Source organism: Bradyrhizobium sp. MI1.3, assembly GCF_055811695.1.
The window spans coordinates 1-14,260 of record NZ_JBVVPQ010000069.1 but is presented as its reverse complement, the minus strand read 5'-3'; the positions used below and the strand labels follow the sequence as shown (position 1 = coordinate 14,260).

General features: G+C 64.7%; 14 protein-coding genes, 1 tRNA gene, 1 pseudogene and 1 riboswitch. Of the genes and pseudogenes, 8 read left to right on the top strand and 8 right to left on the bottom strand.

All coding sequences use genetic code 11. The features are described from left to right. Nucleotides 1-39 precede the first annotated feature (39 nt). Entirely contained in the window at nt 40-1,032 is a 993-nt protein-coding gene (locus tag AC0L3A_RS32765) for an alpha/beta fold hydrolase (protein WP_473255895.1), read from the top strand. A gap of 4 nt (nt 1,033-1,036) precedes the next feature. Here the strand turns inward: AC0L3A_RS32765 and AC0L3A_RS32760 are convergent. Further along, nucleotides 1,037-1,110, bottom strand: a tRNA-Gly gene (locus AC0L3A_RS32760). A gap of 171 nt (nt 1,111-1,281) precedes the next feature. Here AC0L3A_RS32760 and AC0L3A_RS32755 point away from each other — a divergent pair. From AC0L3A_RS32755 to AC0L3A_RS32735, 5 genes and pseudogenes are all read left to right on the top strand, one after another. Beyond that, nucleotides 1,282-1,862 (top strand): annotated as a pseudogene (locus AC0L3A_RS32755) (methylated-DNA--[protein]-cysteine S-methyltransferase). A gap of 9 nt (nt 1,863-1,871) precedes the next feature. After that, nucleotides 1,872-2,711 (top strand): helix-turn-helix transcriptional regulator, encoded by an 840-nt coding sequence (locus AC0L3A_RS32750; protein WP_219679077.1) that lies wholly within the window; start codon nt 1,872-1,874, stop codon nt 2,709-2,711. Nucleotides 2,712-2,767: 56 nt separating this feature from the next. Next, the gene (locus tag AC0L3A_RS32745) at nt 2,768-3,127 is read left to right on the top strand and encodes a VOC family protein (RefSeq protein ID WP_007597847.1); all 360 of its coding nucleotides are present in this window, start codon (nt 2,768-2,770) and stop codon (nt 3,125-3,127) included. A gap of 190 nt (nt 3,128-3,317) precedes the next feature. Beyond that, the gene (locus AC0L3A_RS32740) at nt 3,318-3,719 is read left to right on the top strand and encodes an SRPBCC family protein (protein ID WP_354127007.1); all 402 of its coding nucleotides are present in this window, start codon (nt 3,318-3,320) and stop codon (nt 3,717-3,719) included. A gap of 100 nt (nt 3,720-3,819) precedes the next feature. Next, nucleotides 3,820-4,302 carry a hypothetical protein gene (locus AC0L3A_RS32735; protein WP_473255894.1) on the top strand — a complete coding sequence of 161 codons (483 nt, stop codon included), beginning with the start codon at nt 3,820-3,822 and terminating at the stop codon, nt 4,300-4,302. Here the strand turns inward: AC0L3A_RS32735 and AC0L3A_RS32730 are convergent. From AC0L3A_RS32730 to AC0L3A_RS32715, 4 genes are all read right to left on the bottom strand, one after another. Next, complete coding sequence (locus tag AC0L3A_RS32730) at nt 4,299-5,744, bottom strand: MATE family efflux transporter (protein ID WP_354127008.1); 1,446 nt, start codon at nt 5,742-5,744, stop codon at nt 4,299-4,301. The two genes, AC0L3A_RS32735 and AC0L3A_RS32730, sit on opposite strands and share 4 nt — an antisense overlap. A 321-nt stretch (nt 5,745-6,065) precedes the next feature. Beyond that, a complete protein-coding gene (locus AC0L3A_RS32725; RefSeq protein WP_354127009.1) occupies nt 6,066-7,118 on the bottom strand; it encodes a hypothetical protein in 1,053 nt (350 codons plus the stop codon). A gap of 118 nt (nt 7,119-7,236) precedes the next feature. Further along, nucleotides 7,237-7,647 carry a PAS domain-containing protein gene (locus tag AC0L3A_RS32720; protein ID WP_354127010.1) on the bottom strand — a complete coding sequence of 137 codons (411 nt, stop codon included), beginning with the start codon at nt 7,645-7,647 and terminating at the stop codon, nt 7,237-7,239. A 177-nt stretch (nt 7,648-7,824) separates the two neighbouring features. Next, entirely contained in the window at nt 7,825-8,961 is a 1,137-nt protein-coding gene (locus AC0L3A_RS32715; RefSeq protein WP_155809444.1) for a 2'-deoxycytidine 5'-triphosphate deaminase, read from the bottom strand. An 80-nt stretch (nt 8,962-9,041) separates the two neighbouring features. After that, nucleotides 9,042-9,121: riboswitch (SAM riboswitch) on the top strand. Between the two features lie 70 nt (nt 9,122-9,191). On the opposite strand from AC0L3A_RS32715, the gene AC0L3A_RS32710 reads away from it, so the two are divergent. Continuing rightward, a complete protein-coding gene (locus AC0L3A_RS32710) occupies nt 9,192-10,388 on the top strand; it encodes an O-succinylhomoserine sulfhydrylase (RefSeq protein WP_354127011.1) in 1,197 nt (398 codons plus the stop codon). 122 nt (nt 10,389-10,510) lie between these two features. Here AC0L3A_RS32710 and AC0L3A_RS32705 read toward each other — a convergent pair whose 3' ends face one another. Genes AC0L3A_RS32705 through AC0L3A_RS32695 form a run of 3 tightly spaced genes read right to left on the bottom strand, consistent with a single transcriptional unit; the run spans nt 10,511 to nt 13,560 of the window. Continuing rightward, nucleotides 10,511-11,503, bottom strand: coding sequence for an SGNH/GDSL hydrolase family protein (locus tag AC0L3A_RS32705; RefSeq protein ID WP_354127012.1), 993 nt, complete (start codon nt 11,501-11,503; stop codon nt 10,511-10,513). A gap of 12 nt (nt 11,504-11,515) precedes the next feature. Further along, nucleotides 11,516-12,295 carry an SGNH/GDSL hydrolase family protein gene (locus AC0L3A_RS32700; RefSeq protein ID WP_007597862.1) on the bottom strand — a complete coding sequence of 260 codons (780 nt, stop codon included), beginning with the start codon at nt 12,293-12,295 and terminating at the stop codon, nt 11,516-11,518. Beyond that, nucleotides 12,295-13,560: an OpgC domain-containing protein gene (locus AC0L3A_RS32695; protein ID WP_007597863.1), complete on the bottom strand. Its 1,266-nt coding sequence runs from the start codon at nt 13,558-13,560 to the stop codon at nt 12,295-12,297. Before AC0L3A_RS32695 ends, AC0L3A_RS32700 begins: the two co-directional genes overlap by 1 nt. A 193-nt stretch (nt 13,561-13,753) precedes the next feature. On the opposite strand from AC0L3A_RS32695, the gene apaG reads away from it, so the two are divergent. Beyond that, nucleotides 13,754-14,158 (top strand): Co2+/Mg2+ efflux protein ApaG, encoded by a 405-nt coding sequence (gene apaG / locus AC0L3A_RS32690; protein WP_088941063.1) that lies wholly within the window; start codon nt 13,754-13,756, stop codon nt 14,156-14,158. The last annotated feature ends 102 nt before the right edge of the window (nt 14,159-14,260 follow it).

Genomic DNA, 14,260 nt, shown 5'->3' with positions numbered 1-14,260 from the left:
CTAGGATGGGCGCAATCACGATGCAGCGGGAGGTGTGGCATGAACGGACCGACGCAACGGATCATCAAGGCCAACGGCATCAGCCTCAACGTCGCCGAACAGGGCGAAGGGCCGCTGGTGCTACTCTGCCACGGCTTTCCGGAAGGCTGGTATTCCTGGCGTCACCAACTCGCGGCGCTGGCCGCGGCCGGCTACCACGCTGTCGCGCCCGACATGCGCGGCTACGGCAAGAGCGACAAGCCCGAGGCGATCGACCAGTATACGATCCTCCACATGGTCGGCGACCTCGTCGGCGTGCTCGACGCTTTCGAGGCGAAGGACGCCGTCATCGTCGGGCACGACTGGGGCGCGACGATCGCCTGGCACACGGCGCGCCTGCGGCCCGATCGCTTCCGCGCCGCCGCCATTCTCAGCGTGCCCTATCGACCGCGCGGTCCGGTGCCGCCGACGAGTGTAATGCCACAGACGTCTGACGCGCAGTTCTATCAACTGTATTTCCAGGAGCCGGGTGTCGCCGAAGCAGAATTCGAAAGAGATCCGCGTGCAACGCTCGGCGCGATGCTCTATGGCGGTTCCGGCGAGGGCGCGGCGGTGATCCGCGCCAATGCCGAGCGTCAAGGGCGGACCGCCGGTGTCGGCATGGTCTCTCGCAAAGACGGCCTGCTGCCGAAGGTGCAGGTGCCGCTGCCGTCATGGCTAAGTAGCGCGGACCTCGACTATTACGGTGCCGAATTTGCCCACAGTGGGTTTCGCGGACCGCTCAATTACTATCGCAACATCGATCGCAACTGGGAGCTGATGGGCGCCTTCGAGGGCGTCAAGGTGGTCGTGCCCTCGCTCTTCATCGCCGGCGACCACGACATGGTCATGGCCTTCCCCGGCGCCGCCGAGCACGTTGCCAACATGAAGCAATGGGTGCAGCAACTGCGCGGGATCAAGATGCTATCTGGGTGCGGACACTGGACGCAGCAGGAACGGCCGGCGGAGGTGAATGCGGCGATCGTGGAATTTCTGCGGAGCCTGCCGAACTAAAGGATGGAGCGGGCGAAGGGAATCGAACCCTCGTATGCAGCTTGGGAAGCTGCCGTTCTACCATTGAACTACGCCCGCGGATGCGCAGCCTGCGCCCGCTCTGATTAGCCGAGACGGCGCATCTCGCCAAGCGCTTTGGCGCAGCCCGCCTGACCCTTCTTAAGATTCCGGTAAGATTTTGGGTGCGCCGGATTGTGGCGGTGTTATGATCGCCTGTCTGGGGAGACGTGCACTGAGTGGGGCGTGTGCATGGTGGGGCGTGGCTACGCGATATTCGACACGACCATAGGGCGCTGCGGCATCATCTGGAGCAGCACTGGTATCGTCGCCGTGCAATTGCCGGAGGCGCGGGAGATCGACACCCGCCGCCGGATTTTCCAGGTCCATCCCGAGGCGCGCGAGCAGCGGCCTTCCGCGAACGCCGCGTTCGCAATCGATGGCATCGTGGGCTTGCTGCAAGGCAGCGATGCTGATTTTTCCGAGGTCAGCCTGGACGCGAGCGGGGTGCGCCCGGCTTCAACCGGCGGGTCTATGAAGCCGCCTGCGCCATTCCGCGCGGGGAGACGCGCACCTATCACGAGATCGCCAAGGTGCTCGGCGCCTCCGGCGCCGCGCATTCGGTAGCCCAGGCGATCGCGAAAAATCCCTACATGCTGATCGTGCCCTGCCACCGGGTGCTGGAGGCCGGCAATTACACCGACCGGCTCTCGCCCTATGGCGGGGTGATCTCCAAGCGGCGGCTGCTGTCGCTGGAGGGCGCCCATCCGATCGCCAGCAAGACGCTGTTCGACGTGCTGCTGCCCGTTGCCTCGCCGAGACCCTCCACCTAGATAGGTGGCATGGACGCGACCACGCTGCTGACGACCCCCTCGATGACCGTCTCGGAGTTTCGCTGCGACGCGGGACCGGACGACAGCCCGTTTGCGGAGTGTCGCACCGGCCATTCCATTGCCTATGTCCGCGCGGGAAGCTTTGGCTGTCATTGCCGCGCCGGCTTCTTCGATCTGGTGGCAGGCTCGATGCTGGTCGGCGCGCCGGGCGAGGAATACACCTGTACGCATGAGCATGTCGCCGGCGACGTCTGCCTGTCCTTTTTCCTCGGCGAGGATCTGGTCGACGCGCTCGGCGGCCGGCGAGACGTCTGGCAGGTCGGCGCAACGCCGCCGCTGCCCGAGCTGATGGTGCTGGGCGAGCTCGCCCAGACGGCGGCAGATGGCAACAGCGACCTCGGTCTCGACGAGGTCGGCCAGATCCTCGCCGGCCGTTTCGTCGATGTCGTCTCGGGCAAGGCGCGCAAGCCGACGACGCCGACCGCGCGCGACCGCCGCCGCGCGGTGGAAGCCGCGCTCTGGATCGACGCCAATTCGCACGCCGAGGTCGACCTCGAACAGGCCGCGCGGCAGGCAGGCCTCAGCCCCTTCCACTTCCTGCGGCTGTTCTCGGCCGTGCTCGGCGTCACCCCGCATCAATATCTAGTGCGCTCGCGGCTGCGGCATGCGGCGCGGCTGCTGACCGACGACGACATCGCAGTTACCGACATCGCCTATGACGTCGGCTTCGGCGATCTCTCCAACTTCGTCCGCACCTTCCACCGCGCCGCCGGCGTCTCGCCGACCAAGTTCCGTCAGGCCTCGAAGGGAGAGCGCAAGATTCTCCAAGAGCAGCTCGCCCTCAACTGACTAGGTTCGTCTCCGGCGCGCGCCGATTGCGGCGCGCTTTGGAAATGGAGACGACCATGTACGACCATATCGGATTGCGCGTTGCCGACCTCGACGCCGCAACGCGCTTCTACACCGCAGTGCTGGCGCCGCTCGGTTATGTCCTGTGCTCAAGCGGCGACGGTTATGCCGGCTTCGGACCGCAGGGCGCGCCGGCGCTGTGGCTGCACCTGAACAAGGGGCGGAAAGCCGATGGCGCGCATATCGCGTTTCGCGCTGGGGATCATGATTCGGTCAAGGCATTCCATAGCGAGGGCCTGAAGAGCGGCGGTCGCGACAATGGCGGCGCCGGCCCGCGCAAGGATTACAGCCCGACTTACTACGCGGCGTTTTTGATCGATCCCGATGGCAACAATGTCGAGGCGGTTTGCACGTGAGTACGGCAGGCCTCACCACACACATTGTCATGCCCCGGCTTGACCGGGGCATCCAGTACGCCGCAGCTTCTCGATTCATCACAGCGGCCTCTGGAATACTGGATCGCCCGATCAAGTCGGGCGATGACAGCTGAGATGACGGCGCTATCGCTCGCTTCTCTACATCACAGGATTCAACCAGGATTCAACAATGGCCTCCATCCACAACGACATTCCCCTCAACGCCCCGGCGCGCGACGTCTGGGATGCGGTGCGTGATTTCGGCGCGCTGCATCGGCGGCTGGCGCCGGGCTTCGTCACGGCCTGCGCGCTCGACGGCGACGCGCGCGTCGTCACCTTCGCCAATGGATCGGTGGCGCGCGAGGTGCTGGTCGATTGCGACGATGCGCGGCAGCGGCTGGTCTACGCGATCAACAACGAGCGGCTGAAGCATTACAGCGCCTCGGTGCAGGTGATCGCCGAGGGCGAGGCGAGAAGCCGCCTGGTCTGGATCATCGACATGCTGCCGAATGAGCTCGCGCCCTATGTGCAGGGACAGACCAAGGACGCTGTCGCCGCCATACACCGAGCGTTCCCCGCGGCGGCTGCGTGATATTTCTCACAGAGCCCCGCCCTTGTCCGCCGTAACCATGGCGGCGTGCGCCCGGTTGGCTCCGCTCTCCCGGCGGCGCCACGCACGCGAGGAGCAGGCCATGAGAGGTGCGGACAAGGTGATCTGCCAGGCGGCCGCCGTGCTGCTGATGTTTTCGATTTCGAGCGCGCCGGCAAAGGCGCAATTCCTCGGCAGCGGCGGTGCCGGCGGCGAGGACATGATGACCCAGATGGCGCCGATGCTGGAGATGATGAAGGCCAAGATGGGCAAGCGCCGCTTCGGCATGATGATGCAGACCATGGGCCCAATGATGAGCCGCATGATGGAGAATGGCGGCGGCGGAATTGGCGGCCTCGGGGGCGGCAATCTCGGCGGCGGTTTCGGGGCGCCCAATTACGGCGGCTACGCACCGATGGGCGGAGGCGGATATATGCCGACTGGAATGAGCGGCATGGGCGGCAGCGATATCATGGGCATGCTCGGCGGCGCCGGTGGCGGCGACATGATGGCGATGATTCCGCAACTGATGCGGCTCGCCAATGTCGGCGGCGGTGGCGGCCATCGCCGCCACAGGCATCGCTAGTCCGCAGCGGCCGACAGAGCCGGCCTGATCGCAGGTTTGGTCTGGCGCGGTCCCCAGCGCGTCAGCACCACGCTGGAGGACGAGAGCAGGCCGAGCACGACCATCGAACTCGCCGCCAGCCAGAAGAAGCTTTGCGCGGTGGCATCGTGCGTCGACAGCCACCAGCCGACCGCCGAGATGTAGATCAGCCGCGCGGTCTGCGCCAGCACCGGGCCGATTACCTTGGCAGCGCCCTGCGACGAGAAATACATCGTCGAGGCAAGGCCGATGAAGGCGTAGAACGGCGCCACCGTCGACAAATATTGATGGCTGGTGGCGCGCACGGTCGCGCTGTCGGTGAAGATGTTGACCCAGAGATCGGGGAAGATCGCAACCAGGCACGCCGGTGCACCGACGGCAACGAAGGCACTCGCCGCCGCGATCCAGGCGATGCGCCGCGCGCGGGCGATGCGACCGGCGCCGACCGCCATGCCGATCATCGGCACCGAGGCGATGCCGAACGAGAACGCGATCGAGGTCAGCAGGAATTCCAGCCGCGCACCGATGCCGTAGCCGGCGAGGATCGCGGTGCCGAATTTCGCAAGCATGTGGGTGAAGATCGAGATCGTCAGCACCGATTGCAGCGGCGAGAAGCAGGCGATGGCGCCGACCTTGAGGATGTCGAAAAACATCGCCCATTGGATCCGAAGTCCGCGCAGTTTCGGCGTCACGCGGGCGCGGCCGGAGAACAGGTACCAGCCCATCACGCCGATGTTCATGCAATAGGCAATCAGCGCGCCGGCGGCGACGCCGCGCATACCGAATTGCGGCACCGGACCGAGCCCGAGGCCGAGCGTGCCGCCAAGCACGATCTGCCAGGCCGCAGAATTGAGGATCAACAGCGACGGCAGCTTCATGTTGCCGGTGCCGCGGAGGACCCCGGCCATGGTGTTGAGTAGCCAGGGCAGCACGGCGCCGCCGAAAAACACCTGGGTGTAGGCGATCGCATGCGTCAGCACGTCGCCGCGGCCACCGAGCATTTCCAGAACGCGCGGTCCGAAGATCAGCATGCCCAGCATGAAGACGAGGCCGAAGCTGATTCCGATCAGCAGCGCGTGCGCGGCGAGCGTCCCGGCACGCTCGCGATCGCCGGCGCCGAGCGCGCGCGCGATGGCGGAGGCCACCGCGCCGCCCATCGCACCGCCCGACATGGTCATGGTCAGGATCACTGTCGGAAACACCAGCGCCATCGCGGCCAGCGCTTCCACACCAAGACGTCCGATATAGGAGGTCTCCGCAATCACCGTGCAAGTGCCGGCTGAGAGCGCGACGACGTTGGGCCAGGCCAGTCCGAGCAGCGTGCGCAGGATCGGCCCGTCCATCAGCGCGCTCCTCACAGGGCGCGGGGGCGGCGGCAGCGGACGCTCTTGTTCATCGACCGGGATTTCGGCGATGTCTGACATGTCCTCTCCGGGCGAAAGCGCCATTTGCGGCGCGGCAATGCTTGGGTGTACCAATGAATTGGTTCGCGCGCAGGGCGCAACGACAGGCTTGTTAGCACGATGCGCAGCGATTCCTCCTGCGCTAGGTGCAGGCGTGCCCTGCGGCAGCGCATTTCAGCCCGTGGAATTGCGGCTCTCAGTCTCCGTGGGGCCATCCTTCGAGACGCCCGCGTCGCGGGCTCCTCAGGATGAGGTCTTGTTTCGCGGTGACATGTCGGACCCTCATGGTGAGGAGCCCGCGAAGCTGGCGTCTCGAACCACGAGGCCAACGCCCGCGCGGCATTACCCAATCGTCCAGAGCAATGGCGGACGGCCGCGCGATGTCGGGGACAGGTGCACTCCGATGTGCCGCCCGCATCCGGCCGCGAGCCCTTCGAACAACCCCGCCAGCACCTTGGTGCAGGCAGGGTGGTCATCGGCGACGCCGTCCATCAACTTCCAGCTCTGCTGACGGATTTCGAACATGCCTTCGGATTGCGTCGTCTCAGCCACATCGTCCTGCGCGACCAACAGCGCGTTGAGGAACGTCGCGAATTCGCTCGCACCGCCGCGGCCCATCGACAGCGCCGCAGCGACCTCATCGAAATATTGCATCCCGATCAGCTTGCCCGTGAGGTGCAGGAGATAGCCGGCATCCTCTGGACCGAACAGCTGCACCATCACGGGCGCGGCTGTGCGCACATATTCCATCGCATAGTTGCGATAGGCTTTTTCCAGTCGCGGTCTTGGCCAGCTTGCGACTGGCAACGCCGGAGCCGCGGCGGCATCGAACAGCGGCGCTTCGAGATGTCGCGCGAACACGAGGCGCTGGTCGAGTTCGAGGGGCTGGTCATATTGATAATAGTAGCCTTCGAGCCCATCCTGGCCGTCGACGCTCTGCTTGGTGCAGACGAACCCTAATCTGGTATCGCCGAGCGCCACACCGTTGTTGGCGTGCCAGCCGCGCAGCATCGCGCGCGAGACTTCGCCCGGCACGCCGCAGATGGCGGTGCCCTTCCAGATCCAGCGCGGCGGCGGATAGCGGATCCAGGCTTTGCGATCACTCTCATACATGTATTCGACGTGCACGCCGCCGATCCAGTTGGAGAGGTAGTGATATTGCGCGGCCGCCACGGCGGGCGGCAGATGGGTCAACCCGAGCTTCTCCAGCCCCGGCAGAAAGCGCTCCTGCTGCTGGCGGCGGAACACGCGAAAGACGAACTCCGCAGCATCCGCCGTGCCGCGACGCGTGACCACGGTGAGGATCAGACCGGTGAAATAGGCGTGATAGAGATCGGCAACCGCGCGCCAGCGTTTCCATTGAGCTTCCTGCGCGGGGTCTGATGCGGCGGTCATGTTCGCTCCCGATCGTTGTTTTGATCGAGTGTGTCACTGCATCTGGTGACGGACAAGCTGAGCCGCACGCAGGGCGCCCTGCACGCCGCCAATTCCGCATCGCGAATTTTGCGCAGGCTTAATTTTGCGCAGCTTTGGCGGCACGCTCGCGCTCGACGCGCTCGGTCACGTCGCGCGCCATCGCCACCGATCCCTGCACCACGCCAGCGGCGTCCCGCACCAGCGCGAAGGTCATCTCGATGTAGAGCTTGCGTCCGTCCTTGTGCAGCGCGCGGGTCAGTGTCGGTTTGCCCGCAAGCTTCATCGCGCCGCTGGCAAGCGCGGCCTCGAAGCCTTTCCAGTGCGCGGCACGCAGATGTTCGGGAATGATGAGGTCGAGATTCTGACCCAGCGCTTCGTCCGCGGAGAATCCGAACAGTGCGGACGATGCGCGATTCCACCGCATGATCGTGCCGGAGCGATCCGAATAGATCAGCGCGTCTGCGACGTCGTCGAGGATTTTTGCGTCGAGTTCGGATTGATCTGTCATTTCGCCACCTCGGACGTAGCCCGGATTCGCTTATTATCCTGACACAGATTCGGTGTCATCGCCCGACTTGATCGGGCGATCCAGTATTCCAGAGGCGGATGTGATCGAACCGATAGGCTGCGGCGTACTGGATGCCCCGGTCAAGCCGGGGCATGACAGCGGAAGGTGAGCCTATCCCTACACCCGGAAATGCTTGCTCAGCTTCAGCCCCTGGGCCTGGTAATTTGAGCCGATGCGCTGGCCGTACATGGCGTCGGGGCGCGCCAGCATCTTTTCATAGACGAGGCGGCCGACGATCTGGCCGTGCTCGAGGATGAACGGCACCTCGCGCGAGCGCACTTCGAGCACGGCGCGCGACCCCAACCCGCCGGCGCCGGCATAGCCGAAGCCGGGATCGAAGAATCCGGCATAATGCACGCGGAACTCGCCGACCAGCGGATCGAACGGCACCATCTCCGCGGCGTAATCGGGCGGCACCTGCACCGCCTCTTTCGACGCCAGGATATAGAACTCGCCGGGATCGAGGATGAGACTGCCGTCGGGACGGGCCGAGATCGGCTCCCAGAACTCCTCGACGGAATAGCCGGCGCGGCGATCGACGTCGATCACGCCGGTGTGGCGCTTGGCGCGGTAGCCGACGAAGCCGCCGCTCTTCTCGCCGGAGAGATCTACGGAGACGGCGACGCCGCCGGTGAGATCGGCATCGTCGATATCGACGAGACGTTCGGTCGCGTGCAGCGCCTCGAGGTCGTCGATGTTGAGGATGGCATCGCCGGTGCGGAAGCGTACCTGACTCAGGCGCGAGCCCTCGCTGACCAGCACCGGGAACGTCTTGGGGCTGATCTCGGCATAGAGCGGGCCGTGATAGCCGGCACCGATCATGTCGAAGCGGCGGGTGCCGTCGGCGATCACGCGGGTGAAGACGTCGAGCCGGCCGGTCGAGCTCTTCGGGTTGGCGGCCGCGACGATCTCCGGCGGCAACGCGAGGCTTTCGAGCAGCGGCACGATGTAGACGCAGTTGGTCTCCAGCACCGCGCCGTCGGCGAGACTGAACTCGTGCAGCTTCAATTCGTCGATGCGCTCGGCAACGGTGGCGCCGGGACCAGGCAGGAAGCTGGCGCGAACGCGATAGGCGATATCGCCGAGACGCAAATCGAGGCTCGCCGGCTGGATCTGGCTTTCGACGAAGTCGTAAGCGGGCAGGATGAGACCGCCCTCCGCCATCGCCGCGATCATGCGGTCGGGCAGGATACCATTGGCGTCGGCGGCGACCGTGAACGTCAACCCGGGGTCCTCATCAGGGATCAAACACATCCCGACATGCGGGAAATATGAGCGTTTTACGGCTATCCGATGGACGTCTTGACGGAAAGGGCATTGCGGAATATGAGCATGACTTATCCCGTGGTGATTTGAGCCGGCCGGCTTGCAGCCACGTTAAATAAGTCGCTAAACAGGCCGGGGACCTCTGTGATCCCGGCCCGTGGAAATATTCCAGGCCGGTTTTTTTGTGGCCATTTTCGATGGTCACTTCAGGAGGTCCTATGTCGAAGTCCCCGGCGCCAACCGCGCAATACCGTCCCGAAACTCGCCTGGTTCATTCCGGCACCCTGCGCTCGCAATATGGCGAGACCTCGGAGTCGCTGTTCCTGACCCAGGGCTACGTCTACAACAGCGCCGAGGAGTGCGAGGCGCGGTTCAAGGGCGAGGACCCCGGCTTCATCTATTCACGCTACTCCAATCCGACCATCGCGATGTTCGAGCGCCGCATGATCGAGCTCGAAGGCGCCGAAGCGGCACGTTCCGCCGCGACCGGCATGGCCGCGGTGACGACGGCGATCCTGGCGCCGCTGAAGGCCGGCGATCACGTCGTGGCCTCGCGCGCGCTGTTCGGCTCGTGTCTCTACGTCGTGCAGGATTTGCTGCCGCGCTACGGCATCGAGACCACGCTGGTCGACGGCCTCGATCTTGACCAGTGGCAGCGCGCCATGAAGCCGAACACCAAGACGTTTTTCCTGGAGAGCCCGACCAATCCGACGCTCGACGTGCTCGACATTCCCGGCATTGCCGAGATCGCGCACAGCGGCGGCGCGCGGCTCGTCGTCGACAACGTGTTCGCCACGCCGATCTGGCAGAGCCCGCTCGCGCTCGGCGCCGACGTCGTGGTCTATTCCGCGACCAAGCACATCGACGGCCAGGGCCGCTGTCTCGGCGGCATCATCCTGTCCTCGGAGGCGTTCATCGCCGAGCACATCCACAATTTCATGCGCCAGACCGGCCCGTCGATCTCGCCGTTCAACGCCTGGGTGCTGCTCAAGGGCCTGGAGACGCTCGCCGTGCGCGTGCGCGCGCAGACCGAGACGGCCGCGCGCATCGCGGACGTGCTGGCGAGCCATCCGAAGATTTCGCGGCTGGTGTTTCCCGGCCGCGCCGATCATCCGCAGGCGGCATTGGTGAAGAAGCAGATGCGCGGCGGCTCGACGCTGGTCGGCCTCGAGGTCAAGGGCGGCAAGCAGGCGGCGTTCCGCGTGCTCAACGAGCTCAAGCTTGCCAAGATCTCGAACAATCTCGGCGACGCCAAGAGCCTCGTCACGCACCCCGCCACCACGACGCATCAGCGCCTCAAGCCGGAGGACCGCGCCGCGCTCGGCATCAGCGAGGGATTCATCCGCTTCTCGGCGGGGCTGGAGCACGCGGATGATCTAATCGAGGATCTGACCGCGGCGCTGGAGAAGGCGTAGCCACACACTCGGAATCGTAGGGTGGGCAAAGCGAAGCGTGCCCACCCTTCACGATCGCGGTGCCGATAGATGGTGGGCACGGCGCGCGAAGAGCGCGCCTTTGCCCACCCTACGGCACCAAGCTACATCGGCCGGTACGTCCGCACGTCCGCGGGCACGTTCACGCCGAGCTTGATCTGGCCGACGGAGCGGATGATGTCGTCGCCGAGGAGCTGGGCGAAGCAGGCGTAGCCCCAATCGTTCATGTGCAGGCCGTCGGCGATCACAAAGCTCTCGACCGGAAGCGATTGCTTCTCGTGCCAGTCGCGCATCACCTCGAAGCGCGGGAAGATGCCGACGTGACGGAGCTCAGCGACCTTGCCGAGCAGCTTCACCATCTTGCCGGCGCTCTCGGCGCGCTGGTTGACGGCTGGCGAATACTGCGGATCGACCAGCACGACGTCGGTGCCGCCGGCAGCCTGGATGCGGCTGATGCCGTCCTCGACGAGCTTGGCGGTATCGCCGGGATCGAGATTGCGCAGCACCGCATTGGTGCCGACCTGCCAGATCACCAGATCCGGATGCACGTCGATCACCTCCTTCTGAAGGCGCTTCATCATCTCGGGCGCGTCCTCGCCGCCGACGCCGGCATTGACGACGGTGATGTCGGCTGTCGGATAGTGCCGGTGCAGCTGCGCGGCAAGACGATTGGGATAGTTGAACTCCGGCGAGCTCGCACCGAATCCCGCGGTCGAGGACGAGCCGAATGCGACGATGACGACGGGCTGGCCGGCGACGAGCTTGCCCGCGACATGCGGCAGCGAGCCCATCGCCTTAGCGCCGCCCTTCGGCGACAGGCAGGGCACGCGGCTGAAGACGTCGCCGGCGGATTTCGCGACCTGCTTCACCTTGTCGATGGCGCGCGCCGTGATGCCGCGCTGGTCGGGGGACGTCGCTGCGACGGTCGTCTGGGACGGTGAAGCGGGAGCCGGATTAGCCGACTGCTGCGGGGCCGGCGTTGCCTGCGCGCCCTGCGTCTGCGCGTGCGATTGCCAGGCCGGACTCAGCAACAGCAGCACCGCTGCTGCAGGCGCAGCCAGCCATGCCGTCAGGCAAAAAGGGCGGAGAGAACTCATTAACGCTAGACCTCAATTTTGCTGCTGGGCCGGCTCCAGATGCGCAGCGTCGATCACGAACTGTGCCAACGCCCGGCCAAGGCAATCATGGACCTGCTTCGCCAGCTCAGGCCCGCGCGACGGGCTGAACAGGTCGAACTGCCCCTGGTCATTCCACTGCCGCATGATCGCGAAACGATCGAACAGCGGAATATCGTGCTCCTGCGCCACCACCCGCATATTGTCGAGGTATGGCGGCACCGAGATCATGGTTTCGGTACGCGGACTGTACTGCAAGTTCATCAAGACGACGTCAGCCCCTGCCTTTTGCAGCGCAACAACCCCTCCGGTCACTGCGCCGCGAAAATCATCGGGATCGATGGCTCGGATAGCATCGACAGTCCCGGTCTGCCAGATAACCAAAGTAGGTGCTTTTGCTTCCATCAGCTTAACGAAACTGGCGGCCGCCTCCTCGGCCGTTTTCTTGCTCTGTATTTCTACGGAGACGTGGACTATCTCGGACGGCGACAGCTTGTCCTTCAGAATGGCCTGCATCCGCGCCGGATAAGAGGCGTCCTCGGAAGCCGGAATTGTGGTCGAGCGACTGCCGATGACCAGGATTTCGAGCGGCTTGCCGGCCTTCACGGCATCGGCGACCTTGGGAAGCTGGCTTTCGCTGGTGAGCAGATAGGACGGCACTTCACAGGCTGCGGGCGCGGCTGAAGCAGCCGGCGCAGCATCGTCCGCGCGCGCCGGAGGCGCGGCGAGACCACCGCACAGCAGGATCAGGCTCAGGAAAACCTTCGCCTTCATCAGCCCCCTCCCGCCATATCGGCGCTGCCGACGGCGCTTTTGGTTTTCGAACCGCTCTTGTCAGCCACCCGCTTGTACCACGAAATCAGCCAGGCCATGGCCCACATGATCAGAATTCCGGAGAGACTAATTAGCGCATGCATGACCGGGCCGCCCGAGACCTCGGCCAGGATGAAATGGCCGGCAAAGGCGAGGAAGACGCCGAGACAGAATATCTCCAGGGAATGCGAGCCGCACAGGATCAGCGGCCGCAGCCATGGCGATTTCAGGCCCGGCCAGTCCCGCGGCAGGACGCGTACGGTGAGCGCGGCCAGCGCCAGGAAATGCGTGAAGCGCAGCACGTCCAGGTCGGCCTTGTCGATCGGATACATCCACTGCTCGAGCCGCTTCGGCATGAAATGGGAGAGCTGCGGCACATACCAGGTCAGCGTCACGTAGAATGCCGCGACCAGATAGGCGATCGCGATCCACATCGTCACCCGCGAAGCCAGAATGCGCGACATGCGTCGCGCACCCCCGAGCGCGCACCATGCCCCGAACACGAACAGCAATTGCCAGGCGAAGGGATTGAAGGCCCAGAAGCCGTTCGGATAGGCGGACAGATAGAGGTCGTATTCCCAGGTCACCGCGTAGAGCGCGACCGAGAGGCCGAGCGTCACGTCGGGGCGCCATTTCATCAGCCACAGGATCAAGGGCAGCGCCAGCATCAGCACGATATAGAGCGGCAGCACGTCCATGTTGACCGGACGGAAGCGCAGCAGCAGCGCCTGCACGATCGTCACGTCGGGCTGCTTGAGGAAATCCATGATGCCCATCTCTTCGGTGTAGAGCGGGTTCTCGAACCTGGTCGCGACGTAGGAGATTTCGGCAAGGAAGATCGTGAACAGGAAGACGTGGGCGACATAGATCTGCCAGACGCGCCGCAGGATGCGCGCGGTGGCGACGACAATGCCGGACTCCAGCATCGCCCGACCGTACACGAAGGCGGCGGTATAGCCGGAGATGAAGATGAAGATCTCGGTGGCGTCGCTGAAGCCGTAATTGCGGATCGTGAACCAGGTCAGAAGGCTCGGCGGCAAATGGTCGATGAAGATCAGCCACAGCGCAAGGCCGCGGAACAGGTCGAGCCGGAGCTCGCGCTCCCCGATGGCGGGCAGCGAAATGGCCGGCGCGGCCGCGCGCCGCTTTGCCCCCGCGGACTTGACCTCCACAGGTTTAGCGGTTCCCGCGATCGTCGATCCCGTCACTTGGTCGGCAATAGTCATCGGGGGCCTAAAAACCCTTCCGCAAATCGCGACGTGGCAAGGAGTGTACCGGTCCGGCCGTCATCTCGCAAAGCCACCGGATCACATGCAAGTACGTTTGGACCTACACTTGGACGTGTACTTCCCTGCGAATTCAGGCGGGACGATGTCGCCAAGGCCGCCTCCGGCGTTTGGTTCCCGGGCGGTTTTCGGTATGATGGCAATCATGTACCGCGCCGTGACCCGCCAGATCGAAGTGACCGTCGAGCCGAACTTTGTTCCGGAGCAGTCGTCGGCCGACCGCTCCCGTTATTTCTGGGCCTACACCATCGTCATCACCAATTCCGGCGATGAGACCGTGCAGCTCAAGACGCGGCACTGGATCATCACCGATGCCACCGGCCGGCAGCAGGAGGTGAAAGGCGAGGGCGTCGTCGGCGAGCAGCCGACGCTCGCGCCCGGCGAACGCTTCGAATACACCTCCGGCGTGCCGCTCACGACCGCCTCGGGCTTCATGACCGGCCGCTACCAGATGGTCAGCGCAAGCGGCGAACGCTTCGAGATCGACGTGCCGACGTTCTCGCTGGACAGCCCGGATAACAAGCGGGTGTTGAACTAGCGCTGGAAATGGTGGGCACGCTTCGCTTTGCCCACCCTTGTAATAGCGCGATCAGTTATTCTCGACCTGTTCCGTGAGGAATGGCCTGCCGCGGTTTGCACC